General features: G+C 42.7%; 15 protein-coding genes. 9 read left to right on the top strand and 6 right to left on the bottom strand.

Annotation, left to right across the window (positions count from 1 at the left end; all coding sequences use genetic code 11):
• Nucleotides 1-7: 7 nt before the first annotated feature.
• Nucleotides 8-898: a carbohydrate ABC transporter permease gene (locus ASD40_RS24265; RefSeq protein ID WP_082562416.1), complete on the top strand. Its 891-nt coding sequence runs from the start codon at nucleotides 8-10 to the stop codon at nucleotides 896-898.
• Here ASD40_RS24265 and ASD40_RS24260 read toward each other — a convergent pair.
• A complete protein-coding gene (locus tag ASD40_RS24260) occupies nucleotides 888-1,799 on the bottom strand; it encodes a helix-turn-helix domain-containing protein (protein WP_162251301.1) in 912 nt (303 codons plus the stop codon). The genes ASD40_RS24265 and ASD40_RS24260 overlap by 11 nt on opposite strands.
• A gap of 118 nt (nucleotides 1,800-1,917) precedes the next feature.
• On the opposite strand from ASD40_RS24260, the gene ASD40_RS24255 reads away from it, so the two are divergent.
• Both ASD40_RS24255 and ASD40_RS24250 read left to right on the top strand, forming a co-directional pair.
• Entirely contained in the window at nucleotides 1,918-3,186 is a 1,269-nt protein-coding gene (locus ASD40_RS24255) for a hypothetical protein (RefSeq protein ID WP_057305711.1), read from the top strand.
• Between the two features lie 86 nt (nucleotides 3,187-3,272).
• Nucleotides 3,273-4,241, top strand: a complete 969-nt coding sequence (locus ASD40_RS24250) for a hypothetical protein (protein WP_057305710.1) — start codon at nucleotides 3,273-3,275, stop codon at nucleotides 4,239-4,241.
• Between the two features lie 62 nt (nucleotides 4,242-4,303).
• Here ASD40_RS24250 and ASD40_RS24245 read toward each other — a convergent pair whose 3' ends face one another.
• On the bottom strand, nucleotides 4,304-5,140 hold the full coding sequence (locus ASD40_RS24245) for an alpha/beta fold hydrolase (protein ID WP_057305709.1): 837 nt from the start codon (nucleotides 5,138-5,140) through the stop codon (nucleotides 4,304-4,306).
• 78 nt (nucleotides 5,141-5,218) lie between these two features.
• Nucleotides 5,219-5,857, bottom strand: coding sequence for a hydrolase (locus ASD40_RS24240; protein WP_057305708.1), 639 nt, complete (start codon nucleotides 5,855-5,857; stop codon nucleotides 5,219-5,221).
• Nucleotides 5,858-6,252: 395 nt separating this feature from the next.
• On the opposite strand from ASD40_RS24240, the gene ASD40_RS36645 reads away from it, so the two are divergent.
• The 4 genes from ASD40_RS36645 (at nucleotide 6,253) to ASD40_RS24225 (ending at nucleotide 9,118) form a co-directional block, all read left to right on the top strand.
• Nucleotides 6,253-6,426 carry a DUF1427 family protein gene (locus ASD40_RS36645; protein WP_082562415.1) on the top strand — a complete coding sequence of 58 codons (174 nt, stop codon included), beginning with the start codon at nucleotides 6,253-6,255 and terminating at the stop codon, nucleotides 6,424-6,426.
• A gap of 99 nt (nucleotides 6,427-6,525) precedes the next feature.
• Nucleotides 6,526-8,358, top strand: coding sequence for an amidohydrolase (locus tag ASD40_RS24235; protein ID WP_057305707.1), 1,833 nt, complete (start codon nucleotides 6,526-6,528; stop codon nucleotides 8,356-8,358).
• Nucleotides 8,359-8,398: 40 nt separating this feature from the next.
• Nucleotides 8,399-8,593, top strand: a complete 195-nt coding sequence (locus ASD40_RS24230; protein WP_057305706.1) for a CDGSH iron-sulfur domain-containing protein — start codon at nucleotides 8,399-8,401, stop codon at nucleotides 8,591-8,593.
• An 87-nt stretch (nucleotides 8,594-8,680) separates the two neighbouring features.
• Entirely contained in the window at nucleotides 8,681-9,118 is a 438-nt protein-coding gene (locus ASD40_RS24225; RefSeq protein WP_057305705.1) for a Dps family protein, read from the top strand.
• A 232-nt stretch (nucleotides 9,119-9,350) separates the two neighbouring features.
• Here ASD40_RS24225 and katA read toward each other — a convergent pair whose 3' ends face one another.
• The 3 genes from katA to ASD40_RS24210 form a co-directional block, all read right to left on the bottom strand.
• A complete protein-coding gene (gene katA / locus ASD40_RS24220) occupies nucleotides 9,351-10,808 on the bottom strand; it encodes a catalase KatA (protein ID WP_057305704.1) in 1,458 nt (485 codons plus the stop codon).
• A gap of 75 nt (nucleotides 10,809-10,883) precedes the next feature.
• Nucleotides 10,884-12,119: an MFS transporter gene (locus ASD40_RS24215; RefSeq protein WP_057305703.1), complete on the bottom strand. Its 1,236-nt coding sequence runs from the start codon at nucleotides 12,117-12,119 to the stop codon at nucleotides 10,884-10,886.
• Nucleotides 12,120-12,252: 133 nt separating this feature from the next.
• A complete protein-coding gene (locus ASD40_RS24210; protein ID WP_057305702.1) occupies nucleotides 12,253-12,663 on the bottom strand; it encodes a hypothetical protein in 411 nt (136 codons plus the stop codon).
• Nucleotides 12,664-12,957: 294 nt separating this feature from the next.
• Here ASD40_RS24210 and ASD40_RS24205 point away from each other — a divergent pair, with 294 nt between their 5' ends.
• Together ASD40_RS24205 and ASD40_RS24200 are read left to right on the top strand one after the other, a co-directional pair.
• On the top strand, nucleotides 12,958-13,905 hold the full coding sequence (locus ASD40_RS24205; protein ID WP_057305701.1) for a ring-cleaving dioxygenase: 948 nt from the start codon (nucleotides 12,958-12,960) through the stop codon (nucleotides 13,903-13,905).
• Nucleotides 13,902-14,513 (top strand): alpha/beta hydrolase, encoded by a 612-nt coding sequence (locus ASD40_RS24200; protein WP_057305700.1) that lies wholly within the window; start codon nucleotides 13,902-13,904, stop codon nucleotides 14,511-14,513. Before ASD40_RS24205 ends, ASD40_RS24200 begins: the two co-directional genes overlap by 4 nt.
• The last annotated feature ends 15 nt before the right edge of the window (nucleotides 14,514-14,528 follow it).

Genomic DNA, 14,528 nt, shown 5'->3' with positions numbered 1-14,528 from the left:
ATTTCGCATGAAAACGGTATATCAGAAATTAGTTCCAGCAGGAACAGTACCCAATAAACGAAAGAGCAACCAAATTGGTAGTAAAGTTTCAACCATCATTCTGCATATTCTGTTAATTCTAGCCTCTGTAGTCATGTTTGGCCCGTTTTTATGGATGGCATTCAGCGGGTTAAAAGACTTAGCCCAGATCTTTCAAGTGCCGCCGACCTTATTTCCGAATCCATGGAGATGGGAAAATATTAGCCGATCTCTAACAGCTATGCCATTTGATAAGGCATACATAAACAGTGCTTATATTTCTGTGATTGTGGTACTGAGTCAATTGTTAACATGTTCGATGGCCGCTTTTTCATTTGCTAAAATTGATTTTCCGTTTCGTAATGTTCTCTTTATCCTGTTTCTTTCCATGTTGATGGTTCCCGAACAAGTTACGATTGTTCCACTGTACATCATTTTAAAAAATCTGGGTTGGCTCGATACGCATTTATCGCTCATTGTTCCGGATGCTTTGTTCAGTGCTTTTGGTGTATTTTTATTAAGGCAGTTTTTTATGGGTATCCCACGTGATTTATCAGAAGCAGCCTATGTTGATGGTGCGAACATGTGGAAGATTTACTGGCGTATCATGGTTCCCCTCATTCGTCCAGCTCTAGCTTCGTTAGCGATCGTTTCATTCTTGGGAAATTGGAACAGTTTTTTTAAGCCCGTCATTTTCCTGAGTTCAACCGACAACTTCACCGTACCTTTGATGCTTAGTACGTTTAAGGGACTCTATGTGACTGACTGGACTTTAATGATGTCCGGTTCTGCAATTGCCGTCATGCCCGTACTGCTCGTTTATCTTGTTCTCCAGCGAAATATTATCGAGGGTATTTCAATGACGGGTATTAAGGGTTAATGTGAAAATAAACATTAATCGGATAATTTTCTTCCAATCGTTCGTCAGGAACGATGTGTTGGACACGCGGGTCAGCGTATTCTTGGCGGTATTCTGTCGCTGTCATACCGTAATAGGCGGTAAAAGCTCGTGAAAAATAATGATTCTCAGCATATCCACACTGCGAGGCGATTTCTTTAATGCTTAATGTACTATGACGAAGCATATGAGAAGCGCGTTCTAGCCGCAGTTGAATGATCATTTGACGCAAAGGAATTCCGATGACACGTACGAAGACTCTAGTCAGGTGTTCATGAGATATCTGGCAATGGACTGCAATCTCGGCTACTGTGATAGGCTCAAGGAGCCTATTACGAATATAGGTTAATGCTTTGCTCACCACGAGCGGATAGGAGGGGTCGGATACGACCTCTTTTTTATTATTTAAATATTTCATAGAGGGGATTGAAGTGTTTTTGCTTTTATTGCCCAAGTATTCAAGTTCGCTAAGCAGAGCTGATATTAAGATATTGCATCGATTGGTATCTTTCTCATCATGAGCGATGTGGAGGATCTCGCTGATTATAGCCGAAGGTAGTCCACCTTCCCTAACCGGTATTACATCACAACACATCGTACTAAAAAGCGTAGGCGCAAACCATTCACCACCACTGAAATGCATAAAAAGATGACGAGTAGCTGCAGTCTCCCCGAAATGATAGCTGTGAGTTTCCCCTGCCTTTGTAAGGACCCAACTGGGCTGATTCAATGTATAAACTTGATCTCCATTTCGGTAGATGGTTCCATTTCCCTGAGGGAAAAACACCAGCTCGTTATCGTCTAAAATACGTGGTCCCAGCTTCCAGTTACGTCGAACAATAAAGTCACCGCAGTAGTGTAAAGTAGGCAGTTTTTCATTCAATTGGAGGCACCCCTTCTGATCAAATAAATCCATTGAAATCCTTTCTTAATCTATTGTAAACGAATTCATATTAAGAGAAAATAAAATTATTCAGCGCTCGTTATAGGAGGGAATAAAGTTGGGAATTTCATTTACAGGAATTGCTAATCCACATTCAATAGGTGCTTTTGGAGTTGATGCTAACGCTAAGATACTGCAGAGATATAGGTTTATTCATGAGCGTCTTATGTTTATAAGTGCAGCTCAGCTGCCTGCACGACATAACTGGGATATCAAAACTGCGATGGGACGACACATTTATGAGGATGCAGAAGCAGCGGATCAGCTTCGTACTCGCGTGAGCCATCTGCGTACGCCTCTTGCTAACGTCGGGCAGGAACCAGATCCAGCTTTAACGCTGCTTATGGACGAAATTCTTCATGCTCGTACAGATTCTGAATGGTTAGCTGGCGTGTATACAGTGATTAAACCAGCGCTTATTGAAGCCTATAGGAGCCATATACAACGTACACAACAAATTGTAGATCAACCGACTATTCGTATATTACGCTCAATCCTTCTCGATCTGGAGGAACAAGTAAATTGGGGGGAAGCGGTAATAGCTCACCTGAAGAACGAGGGGGAGTGGGAAGAGGCTGGTTCAGTAGAACTGTGTACGTTATTAAAGCGATGCATCCTTGCAGCAGGTGGAATGAGCAATGAAATGAAAAGGTCTTCTGAAATACCAGAACGTATGAGATCATTCCAGGTCTATCAATTGCCCAAAAAATCGCAACGAGAAGCAGGTATGGGTGAAACAACCCTTTACCGTACAAGCATGGGAATGAAATTCGAGAAGCCGAATGAGGACAGACTTGTCGGTATGATGAGAGTACGTCAGGAAGAGATGACGGCGGCGGAACTGATTGCGGCTGTGTTATGGTCACAAAAAGGAATGCCGTGGGCATTCTATCGGGACTTAGCAAGGCACTTGTGGGATGAGGTTCGCCATGCGTTGTTTGGTCAAGCAGCACTGGAGGCTGAAGGGTTGAATTGGCGTTCACGCCCGCAATATACGTCTGATTATGATATCAATATAGAAAAAATCCCGAGTGCGCAATACGCGTGGCTAAGTATTGGAATCGAAGAAGGGGCGATGAAGCGACCGGGGAAAGTAGGGGAATATGAATTCTGCAGAGATCAAGTGAAGCATCCATTAATGACGCAGTTCCAGGATTACGATTGGGCAGATGAAGTGGTCCATGCTTCCTTCGGCCGTACATGGACTCCGGAGCTATTTGGTGAAGAACTTGGGTTTATACGTGAAGTTGCTAAGCATGAGTTAGAACATTTTTTCAGTGAAGTTCGAAAGGCAGAAGAGATAGCTGCTGCCAAAGATGAAATATAGAGATTTTCAAACCAACTTGGAGCAGTCTAAATGCGCATTATGCTAACGAAAATCTATAGCTCAATAAACATCAGGAGGGAATAACATTGAAAATTGTTCCAGACAAGTTTGAGTTTGGAATCGAAAAAGAATATGCAATAGTTTATAAAGAACGTGACTTCGTAAGTTACTTATTAGCATCACAACAGATTATAAATAAAATAAAGTCTATGTCGGATATTCATGAAAATCTAGTGAAAAAAGTGGGTTATTTGTTTAGCAAAGGCTGGGAGATTCACCCTGAATACTCCAATGCCTTAATAGAAGTCGTATCTCCTCCTTACACATTGGATAGTTTTGATGAAATAATAGATGGTTTTCAAGTTTTTGAGGAAGTTGTAAGTCATTTGTTAATAGACTTTAAAGAAAAAAACACAAATCTAAAAGGAGAGATTTTATTAACAGATAAATTTAGTTCTTCGACAGATACATTCATTAACTTTAAAAAAGAAAAAATCACTGATATTAAACAAATTATACTAACGGATGAAGCTGTTACTTTTGTAGGAAGTGAAAATCTAATTCCCAGTTCCTTTAAGAAAATTAATGATTTAAATTTACTTTATGCGGGGTTTATTTCTACTCATGTTACGCTGCATCCTAAATATAGTTCAAGATGGGATATTAAACAGGAGGCAGAATACTTTTGGAGCTTATTAGATCTTCTCTTTTCGTCTGAATATGATATAAATGACAATACCTTTTATTATAAAGGTAAAGAGGAAATCCGGTGTTCAACAACGCCCCGAAGCGAACTAATATCATGGGCGGATACGACAAGTATCTTCTATGAAAAAAGTATTAAACAAATAATGGAAGGTGATGCTCAAGAGAAAATTGATGCGTATAATCTTTTTTTGAATGAACAACACAAAGGAAACCGAACTTATTTAGCAAAAATAAAACATATTGAAGAATGGACATTATTTGAAATTAGAAGGTTCCATAGTGGAATATCAATTAACTATATGAAAGAATTTTTATTAAAAGCAAGTAAGATTATAATAAATCCATAAAACCAGACGCCGGGCATCACAAGAGTCTACACTCTTGTGATGCCCGGTGTCTTTTCATTCATTTAGTTTTTAAGGAAGTTAATCAAAGCGGTATTGAATTGTTCTGGGTGAGTCGCGTTCAGGCCATGCGGTCCACCTTCAATTACAACGAGTTGACTGCCTGGAACAGCTTCGTAGGAAAGTTGACCGCTTACTTCAAGAGACACAATTACATCGGAATCGCCATGGATAACAAGCAATGGAATATCAAATTTCGCCAAATCGCTACGGAAATCCGTCCGGCCGAAGGCAGCAACGCAATCCAGCGTCCCCTTTGGCGAAGCGTAAGTAGCAATATCAAGGTTGTAAACGCGGAAGGACTCGCTGACCAGGTCGGTTCTATCCCCTGCTTTAAAGAAATTGTGAGTGAAGCCGTCAAGGAAGGCGATGCGGTCTTTTTTCAAACCGTCTTGGAAGCCCTGAATGGTGCCTTCATCCAGTCCACCTTCCGGATGCTCATCGGATTTGTAGAAGAACGGTGGAACTGCAGCAGCCAACACAGCTTTTTTGACACGACTTGTTCCATATGTACCAACGTAACGAGCAACCTCTCCGCCACCCATCGAAAATCCGACCAGCGTCACGTCCTTAAGATCCAGATTTTCGATTAGCTTATGGAGATCTGCTGCAAACGTATCATAGTCATAACCGGTCCATGGTTGGGAGGATTGTCCGAACCCACGGCGGTCATATGTAATCACGCGGTAACCTGCATCGATAAGTGCTGGAACTTGACTCTCCCACGAGCGCCCGCTCAGCGGCCAGCCATGGATTAATACGACAGGTTTGCCTGCGCCAAGATCCTCAAAATATAATTCAATGGGTTGCCCGTTTTCTGTTCCTACTGTTAATTTAGCCATTTTCATAATTCCTCTCGAATTGGTTTGGTTAAGCTGAGACAGTCAAAATTAATTGACTATCCTTTTTGGATGAATAGGTTACCCTCCGTGGCCCCCAAACATTGTTTGAGCATAAACAACACCTGCACCGTAGGCGCCACTGTGTTGCACAGCAATCTCCAGAACGGCATCATACGTTTCTTGACGCGCCCAATCGCGCTGATACTCAAGAAGTACAGATAGCCAAGTCACGGGAATGGCTCCTGCTTGAATCATGCGTTGAACGGACATGTTATGCGCTTCCGTCGTCGTCCCGCCTGAAGCATCCGTTACGATGTATACTTCATATCCATCATTAATGGCTGAAATTGCAGGGAAAGCAAGACAAACTTCTGTCCACAGTGCTGCCATAATCAGCTTCTTGCGACCTGTTTTCTTCACTGCTTCCACGAAGTTTTCGTCTTCCCAAGAGTTCATTGTTGTTCGGTCAATCGGCTTTTGATCAGGAAATACAGCTTGAATGTGCGGATGAATAGGGCCAGAAAACGATTCAGCAGCAACCGTTGTAAGAATAATTGGCGCATTGAAAACTTTAGCTGTTTTAGCCAGTCCAACCGTATTGTTAATAATCGTTTGGCGATCGGCGCTTTGTACACCAAAAAGCATTTGAGGCTGATGGTCTACTAGAATAATAGCGGAGTTCTCAGCAGTTAGTAAATCGGACTTGTCATTAAACATGTAAAAATCCCTACTTTCTATTTATGATTACAACAGATCCACAAATATGAGAACCTGAACCTGCTGCATATAACAAGTCTATTGAAATGTAAACGGATGAACAATCTTCATTTTTCTATAAATCCCATAGGCAAAAACTATAGATTATAAAGAAAAAATAAAAATAATGTATAAGTGATTCCTATGACTGGTATAGAGAAAGCCTTATTGATAGAAAGAATCCTGACTTATAAACTTAAATAGAAGATAAATGATTCAAGGATAAACGACTCCGTCGTCCTTCTAGGACGAGCGCGTTTGTCAAGGTAGATGCGAAGCAAAAGTATAAAACTTATACTTTCCTATCTACGAACAAAGAACATCATTAATGACTGGATTGAAGGAGGAAAGTTAGTATGTGGGGTTCAATGCTTCTCGCTTTAGCTACAGGTATCATCATTGGCGTTGTTTTTCAATCGCTGAAGATCCCTTCTCCGGCGCCGCCTTTTTTGGGATTACTTGGTCTCTTAGGAATGTTTTTAGGACAACGTTTGATGCCTTGGATACAACTTTGGTTAAGCCGCAAATAACACCTCTTAAATGACAAAGGAGAACAAAATCATGTCTGAGAAGCCGACGATTGTTGAAGTAAACTTAGTTCCTAATAAATAACAAAGGAGAACAAAATCATGTCTGAGAAACCAACGATTGTTGAAGCAAATCTAGTCATTCATAATGCCCGTATCGTGACGATGGACGACGCTAATCCATCAGCCACAGCAGTTGCAGTTAAAGGCGGCCAATTTCTGGCGGTGGGGGACGATGCCGAAGTCATGAAATATGTTGGGCCTACCACGCAGGTTGTGGACGCAAATCAGCGAATGTTGATACCAGGTTTGAACGATTCTCATATTCATCTCATTCGAGGCGGTCTCAATTATAATCTCGAGCTTCGATGGGATGGCGTGCCATCCGTTGCGGATGCCTTGCGGATGCTGAAAAAGCAGGTGGATCGTACGCCAGCACCTCACTGGGTTCGTGTTGTTGGCGGTTGGACAGAATTCCAATTCGCGGAACGCCGAATGCCAACTTTGGATGAAATTAATCGAATTGCTCCGCATACACCGGTATTTATTCTCAATCTTTACCGTCAGGCTTTTTTAAATAAAGCAGCCTTGCGAGTCATCGGATATACGAAAGATACGCCCAATCCGCCAGGTGGAGAAATCCAACGGGATAGCCAGGGAAATCCGACAGGAATGCTCATCGCTAGACCTAATGCTACTATTTTGTATGCGACATTAGCGAAAGGACCGAAGCTTTCATACGAGGATCAAATCAATTCAACCCGATTGTTTATGAGGGAATTGAATCGATTCGGAGTCACAAGTGTTATTGACGCTGGTGGGGGCTTTCAAAACTACCCTGACGATTATCAGGTATTTGATGAGCTTGATAAACGTGGAGAAATTACGGTTCGCACGGCGTATAATTTATTCACCCAGCATCCCAAGAATGAACTAAGTGATTTTAAAGCATGGACCGCTACAACGCAGCCGTATACAGGTAGCTCCTACTATCGTCATAACGGAGCAGGTGAAATGCTTGTTTATAGCGCAGCAGACTTTGAAGATTTTGTTGAACCTCGTCCCGAACTTCCAGCTGTACTTGAAGATGATCTCTTTGGAGTTACCCAGCACCTTGTTCAACAACGTTGGCCATTTCGTCTTCATGCTACATATGGAGAATCCATTACACGTTTTCTCGATGTATTTGAGCGCGTGAATAAAGAGGTTCCGTTCAAAGACTTGCGCTGGATTCTGGACCATGCGGAAACGATTCAGGAGAAGGATTTGGAGCGCGTCGTCGCATTAGGCGGTTCGATCGCTGTTCAAAGCCGAATGGCTTTTCAAGGTGAATATTTCGTCGATCGATACGGGGCCGAAGCAGCAGAAAATGCGCCTCCGATCACCAAGATGATTAAAGCTGGATTACGTGTTGGGGTAGGGACAGATGCAACCAGAGTAGCTAGTTATAATCCTTGGGTTGCCTTATACTGGTTAGTAACGGGTAAGACACTTGGCGGGCTAGTCTTATACCCTGCTTCCAATCGTGTAGAGAGGCATGAAGCGCTTCGCATGTATACGGCAGGAAATGCATGGTTCTCAAAAGAGGAAGATGTGAAAGGGCAAATTAAAGAAGGTCAATATGCCGATTTTTCAATTCTTTCTGACAACTTCTTTCTTGTCTCCGAAGAAGCTATTAAAAAAATTGAAGCTGTCTTCACTGTTGTAGGAGGCAAGATTGTCTATGGTACGAACGAATTTCAGTCCTTGTCGCCGCCAGCACCCCAAGCAAGTCCAGACTGGTCTCCGCATAATATCTTTGGAGGCTACTACAATGGATCAAATTACGGAGGAGGCGGAGCGGGAGTTAAGGCACCTCAAAAGGCGCACCGTCATCATGGATGCAACCATCACCATGGCAGTGGCTTTTGTGACCTGGATTGCTTCGTTTTCTAAGTTTGTTTCACCAAAATAATCCAATAGGGGCGAGATCATCATGTCTGAAGTTACGATCAAAGTAAACGATAATGGGCCATTGCGTATTACAGGCAAAGTAGAAATGGTGGATGCGGTGGGCAACCGTTTTGAGACCAAGGAAAGTTTTATTCTTTGCCGGTGTGGTTTATCCAGTCAAAAACCGTTCTGCGATTTGACTCATAAAGGTAAGTTTGAAAGCGCTCCTCGAGCTTAGATTAAAAGATCAATATCGATCTGTCTATATTTCGTATAGCCTAAGCTTATAGTTGGAAATGTTGCTAAATTCGAAAGGAGCTTTTTGATGACAGAGAAACTAACGGAAGTGCTTAACACCCAGATCGCTAACTGGAGTCTGTTGTTCACCAAACTTCATAACTATCACTGGTATGTTAAAGGGGCGCAGTTCTTCACTTTGCATTTGAAGTTCGAAGAACTTTATACGGAAGCTGCACTTCATGTGGACAATCTTGCCGAGCGTCTGCTGGCATTAGGCGGTAGTCCGGTAGCGACACTTCATGAAATTATCGAAAAAACGACATTAAAAGATGCAGCAGGCAATGAAAATGCAAATGAGATGGTCCGCACGCTTGTTGCTGATTTTGGGATCATTGTGGGTGAGCTTAAAGAGGGTATGAGTATTGCAGACCGTGAAGGCGATGAGACAACTGGGGATATGCTTTTGGCCATTCATAGCTCCCTGGAAAAGCATGTATGGATGTTGAAATCGTACTTAGGATAATTATTATTTTTCCAAAGAATAATGGATTACTGGAAGACCTGAAAAGAGAGCAGCCTTAAAAAGCTACCTTTCTTGAAGGTCTTCTTTTTATAATGTGAGAAAGTATAAGTTTGAACTATTGTCATTGAGGTGATGAGCTGGCTAGTGCAATTGAGAATTCCTTCAGCAAAAAAAAGAGCAGTTCTCCAGCTATCATTTGCTGTGTGAACTGCTCTCTTTTTGACGGATCGTATTAAGTCAGTTGTGGAACTCTCAAACCAAGCCCCTTGGCGATCGCTTGCCCCCATTCGGGATCTGCTTGAAAGAAGTGAGAGATTTGGCGGAGTTTGATTTCATCTTTCTCCACCGGCTTCATAGCATTTACTATGTTATATACTAATCGCCCGCGTTCTTCTACACTAAGCAATCGATACAGGTCGCCGGCTTGCGTGTAATGATCATCCTGGTCATATGGGACGCTATCGGCCGAACCGGTTATCTCAAACGGGGCTGTCTTGTATGTTTCCGCTTCGGCAGCTCCGCCATAACTGTTTGGTTCATAGTATATCGTGTTTCCCCCATTACGATCGGAACGCATCTGTCCGTCTCGCTGGTTGTTATTCACTTCTACGATAGGTTTATTGATAGGCAGTGTATGATGGTTCGTGCCGACCCGATAACGATGGGCATCGGCATAGGCGAATAAACGGCCTTGAAGCATTTTATCCGGAGAAGCCTCAATACCGGATACGAACGCTCCGGGGGAGAAGGTTGCTTGCTCTACTTCGGCAAAATAATTGTCCGGGTTTCGGTTGAGGACCATGCGTCCAACCTCGATAAGAGGGTAATCTTTCTGCGACCACACTTTCGTTACATCGAAAGGATCGAAACGATAGGTCTTGGCATCTTCCATCGGCATCATTTGTACATACAACTTCCATGCGGGGAAGTCACCTTTGTCAATGGCGTTAAATAAATCTTCGATATGATAATCTGGGTTTTCACCGGCCAGCTTGGCGGCCAGCTCGACATTCAGGTTCTTCACGCCTTGTTCCGTTTTAAAGTGATATTTGACCCAAATGCCTTGTCCGTCCGCATTGACCCACTTAAACGTATGGCTTCCGAAGCCATGCATATGACGGAGAGTCGCAGGAATACCACGATCGGACATCAAGATAGTGACTTGATGCAAGGATTCGGGAGACAAGGACCAGAAATCCCAAACAGCATTGGGGTTTTTTAGATGAGTTTGAGGGTGGCGTTTCTGGGTATGAATGAAATCTGGAAATTTAATGGCATCCCGAATGAAGAAGACAGGCGTGTTATTGCCCACCAAATCATAGTTTCCTTCTTCCGTATAAAATTTTACAGCAAAGCCACGCGGGTCACGTACGGTATCTGCCGATCCCAGTTCACCTGCTACCGTGGAGAAGCGTATAAAAATCGGTGTACGTTTGCCAACCTCAGACAAAAAGCGGGCCTTTGTATAGGTGGAAACATCGTTGGTTACTTCAAAATATCCGTGTGCGCCGGCACCTTTGGCATGCACAACACGTTCGGGGACGCGTTCCCGGTTGAAATGGGCAAGCTTTTCCAGAAGGTGGACGTCTTGAATAAGGGTTGGACCGCGTGAGCCGGCAGTCAAGGAGTTCTGGTTATCTCCAACAGGAGCGCCCCAACTTGTTGTTAAATGGCCATTTTGAGCTTCCATGTACAAACCTCCAAAGTAATAAATGAGTACAACGATGAGCCTTGGTGAACCGGATTTACCGGATACGATCCCGAATCATTTCGCTGATTTCGCGTAGGTCTCGTTTTGGGATGATGCTGAGTAACTGCGTGGTTCTTCTAAACGAATAAACAAGGGGACAATCAAGCTCAAACCTAACAATCCAGCTAATACCTCAAAAGAGAGTAAATAGCCTCCGTGATTGATTAGATAAATCGAAAGAATCGGCCCAAGTGATGCACCTATGAACACCATAAACATGTGGAACGAAACCGCGATCGCCCGGATCTCCCCAGCAATTTGACCAATTAGTGAGATCAATGCGGGAAGAGCCATAGAAATTCCAATAATAAACACGACGCTCATCGAAACTAAAAAAATGAGGTTAGGCCAGAGGCCTAACAATCCCAAGCCGATTCCACCAAAGATCAATCCACACCATAAAACGTTTTTGACTCCCATTTTCGCAACCAATTTTCCATCAAACGGTGCTACAAGCATTCCGATAATACCAACCGCACGGACCCATAGAATATCTTGGTGACTTAATCCGAAGAGCGAACTGTTTAAATAACTTCCAAGTGTCGTGAAAAAACCAACAAGCGAAATAAAGAGCGTAGCAGAAATGATGTAGCAAAGAGGTAAACTCTTCCTTTTAAATATATAGCCTATTCGCAAAAAGGCAGAAAGAAAGCTGCCATCTGGTTGTTGTGTTTTATCGTTTGGAACAAAAAAGGTAATCAAGATAAAGGATATTAAATACACCGCAAAAAGAATATAGAAAATATAAGACCAATTAAAGAATAAAACAATATAGCTGCTATATATTTGTCCAACGATACTTGCCATTAAAAATGCCGTACTGATGAACCCAATAATGGTTATTCTTCTTTTTATCGGAAACATTTCCATGGCGTAGGCCAAGACAGACGGAGGGAACATGGATGCTGCTAATCCCTGGATGGCCCTGAGGGCAACAAGCCAAGAAAAGCTGCTGACACTTCCGATTAGAGGAGTTATTACAGTTAGCAATAGTAACCCTGACAACATCATTTTTTTTCGCCCAAAACGATCGGATAAAACGCCAAAGAACAGACCTCCACCTGCAAAAGCAAACGAAAAGGCACTGCCAGCCCAAGCAGCTTGAGAAGACGACACCTTGAATACGTCTGCAAAAACCGTTATTAACGGGATCGTTAAATACACACAAGATACTACAACTAAACTACACCAGAAAAGGACGACGGTAATGAATGAGAAATTTGACGAGTTGGACAACGGTTCATTAACCAAGATCCTACCCCCTTGTTCTTCAGATTTTTTAATCGGATTATTTATGTTCAGCTAACCAAACGGCTACTTTTTGAGCATCATCCCCTTTGAGGATTCCAGCAGGCATACCACCGCTTAAGAACATATCTGAGTATTACATGGAAACATCATGCGTATGGTTATTATGAATGTCCATTGCTTTTACGTTAGTAAAAACATTGACCGCAAATATCAAGATACCGGTTCCAGCTACTGCTTCACCGATACGCTTTAACGTGGTAATCCAATCTGGAGCGTAGCCATGGGCCATTAAAGTGAGGGTAATAAGCATGATGGGCAGGCCGATGCCTTGCAACCAGAAGTGCCACTTCGCTAGAGGCGATTCTGCTGCTTTGGGAAATCGAAGATAGGTAAATCCGCAAAGAGCCAATGTTGCCCACCCGAAAAGATTTGCATGAGCATGTACGCTTGTTAATGCAAAGTTAAGTGTTGTACCCATGTAAATACCGATGCAAATACCAATCAAAATATAAACGACTGCCATTTTTAAAAAACGTACTCCCATAGAATTTCCCCCTTGTTAATGTGATAAAGAACAATTCATCCGGCCGGGAATTATCCTAAAACTTAAACTTCTTTCAATTGGAAGTTTATTCAACTTTATCTTATAAGCACTGATAGGCAACTATCAATATGAATCTGACTATATCTCATATAGATATTGCTTATATTAGCTTCGCCCTTGAAAATATAGCTAATGACTATACATGATATAGAAATAATGGAATTGTTCATGAATAATAATTTCAATATGATAAAACATAAACAATTAAAAGATCATGCGAGGAGTGTTTGCAAAATGGAAAAACATACAGATGGGATCCACCATATAACGGCTTTTGTAAAAAATGCCCAAAAAAATGTGGACTTTTATGCAGGGGTACTAGGTCTGAGACTTGTAAAAAAAACGATCAACTTTGACGCTCCGGAAGTTTACCATTTATATTTCGGTAATGAAGCAGGCAGTCCAGGCACCATAATTACATTCTTTCCCTATGAAGGTCATAAAGGGCGTATTGGCGGAGGGCAGGTAGGTGTAACAACATATGTCATTCCTTTAGGTGCACTCGATTTTTGGAAAGAGCGCCTTGAAAGCTTTCATGTTCCTTATTCTTTGAAGACGAGGTTTGATGAGAATTACTTAACATTTTCAGATCCAGATGGCTTACAGCTAGAAATTGTGGAGCGCGAGGAAGGGGATTTGAGTCAGTGGTCGTTCGGTGGTGTTTCAATTGATAAAGCTATCAAAGGTTTTGGCGGCGCTGTCCTGTATAGTACCGCACCCTTAAAAACGATGAATGTCCTAGAGCAAGTCTTGGGTCTTCAAAAGGTGAACCAAGAAGGGGATTTTATTCGCTATAGATCGACAGGGAGTGTTGGTAATGTTATTGACGTAAACATTGCGGCAATGGAGTGGGGCATAAGTGGAGCTGGTACGGTTCATCATATTGCATGGCGCGCAAAGGATTATGAAGACCACGAAGCATGGAGAAGCCATGTTGAGAATAGCGGCTTCCACCCTACACCGATCATTGATCGGCAGTATTTCCATGCCATTTATTTTAGGGAAGAAGGCGGCATCTTGTTTGAAATCGCGACAGACCCGCCAGGTTTTGCTAAGGATGAACCTCAAGATCACTTAGGTGAGGCCTTAATGCTGCCAGAATGGTTCGAAAGCAATCGTGGTGAAATTGAAAAGAACTTGCCTCCCATTCAAGTGCGTGAATTGGAGTCGTTCAAGCCATGAAATATATTTTTCGAAAAGGCTCAAGTCCGAAGCTGCCGACGCTTCTTTTATTACATGGTACGGGCGGGACGGAATACGATTTATTGCCGATTGCTCAAAGGATCGCCCCGGACTCCAATGCTCTAAGTATCAGAGGCAACGTTCAGGAGAATGGCATGGCTCGATTTTTCAGGAGATTGGCTGAGGGTGTGTTTGACGAGGAGGACCTTTTGTTTCGAACGGAAGAGTTGAACGGATTCATTGATCAAGCAGCGAACCAATATGAATTCGACCGCCAGAATGTCGTGGCCGTAGGGTATTCTAACGGTGCGAACATTGCAGGGAGCCTCTTGTTTCATTGTAAGAATGCATTAAGAGGTGCGATTCTATTCCATCCTATGGTTCCTCGTCGGGGTATAATACTTCCCGAATTAGCTCAAATCCCTATATTTATTGGTGCCGGAACGAATGATCCGATCTCTTCTCAACAAGAAACCAGAGAACTGCAGTCGCTTTTGGAAGGTGCAGGCTCTTCCGTTGAAATACACTGGGAACATGCGGGTCATCAGCTAACGCACCAAGAAGCCAAAGCGGCAGCTCAATGGTTCAAAAAGCATTTCTATTCCTAACCTGTTCTCATACTT

Source organism: Paenibacillus sp. Root444D2, from assembly GCF_001426375.1.
In the GTDB taxonomy this organism is placed as follows: domain Bacteria; phylum Bacillota; class Bacilli; order Paenibacillales; family NBRC-103111; genus Paenibacillus_E.
This window is presented reverse-complemented; position numbering and strand designations above follow the sequence as displayed.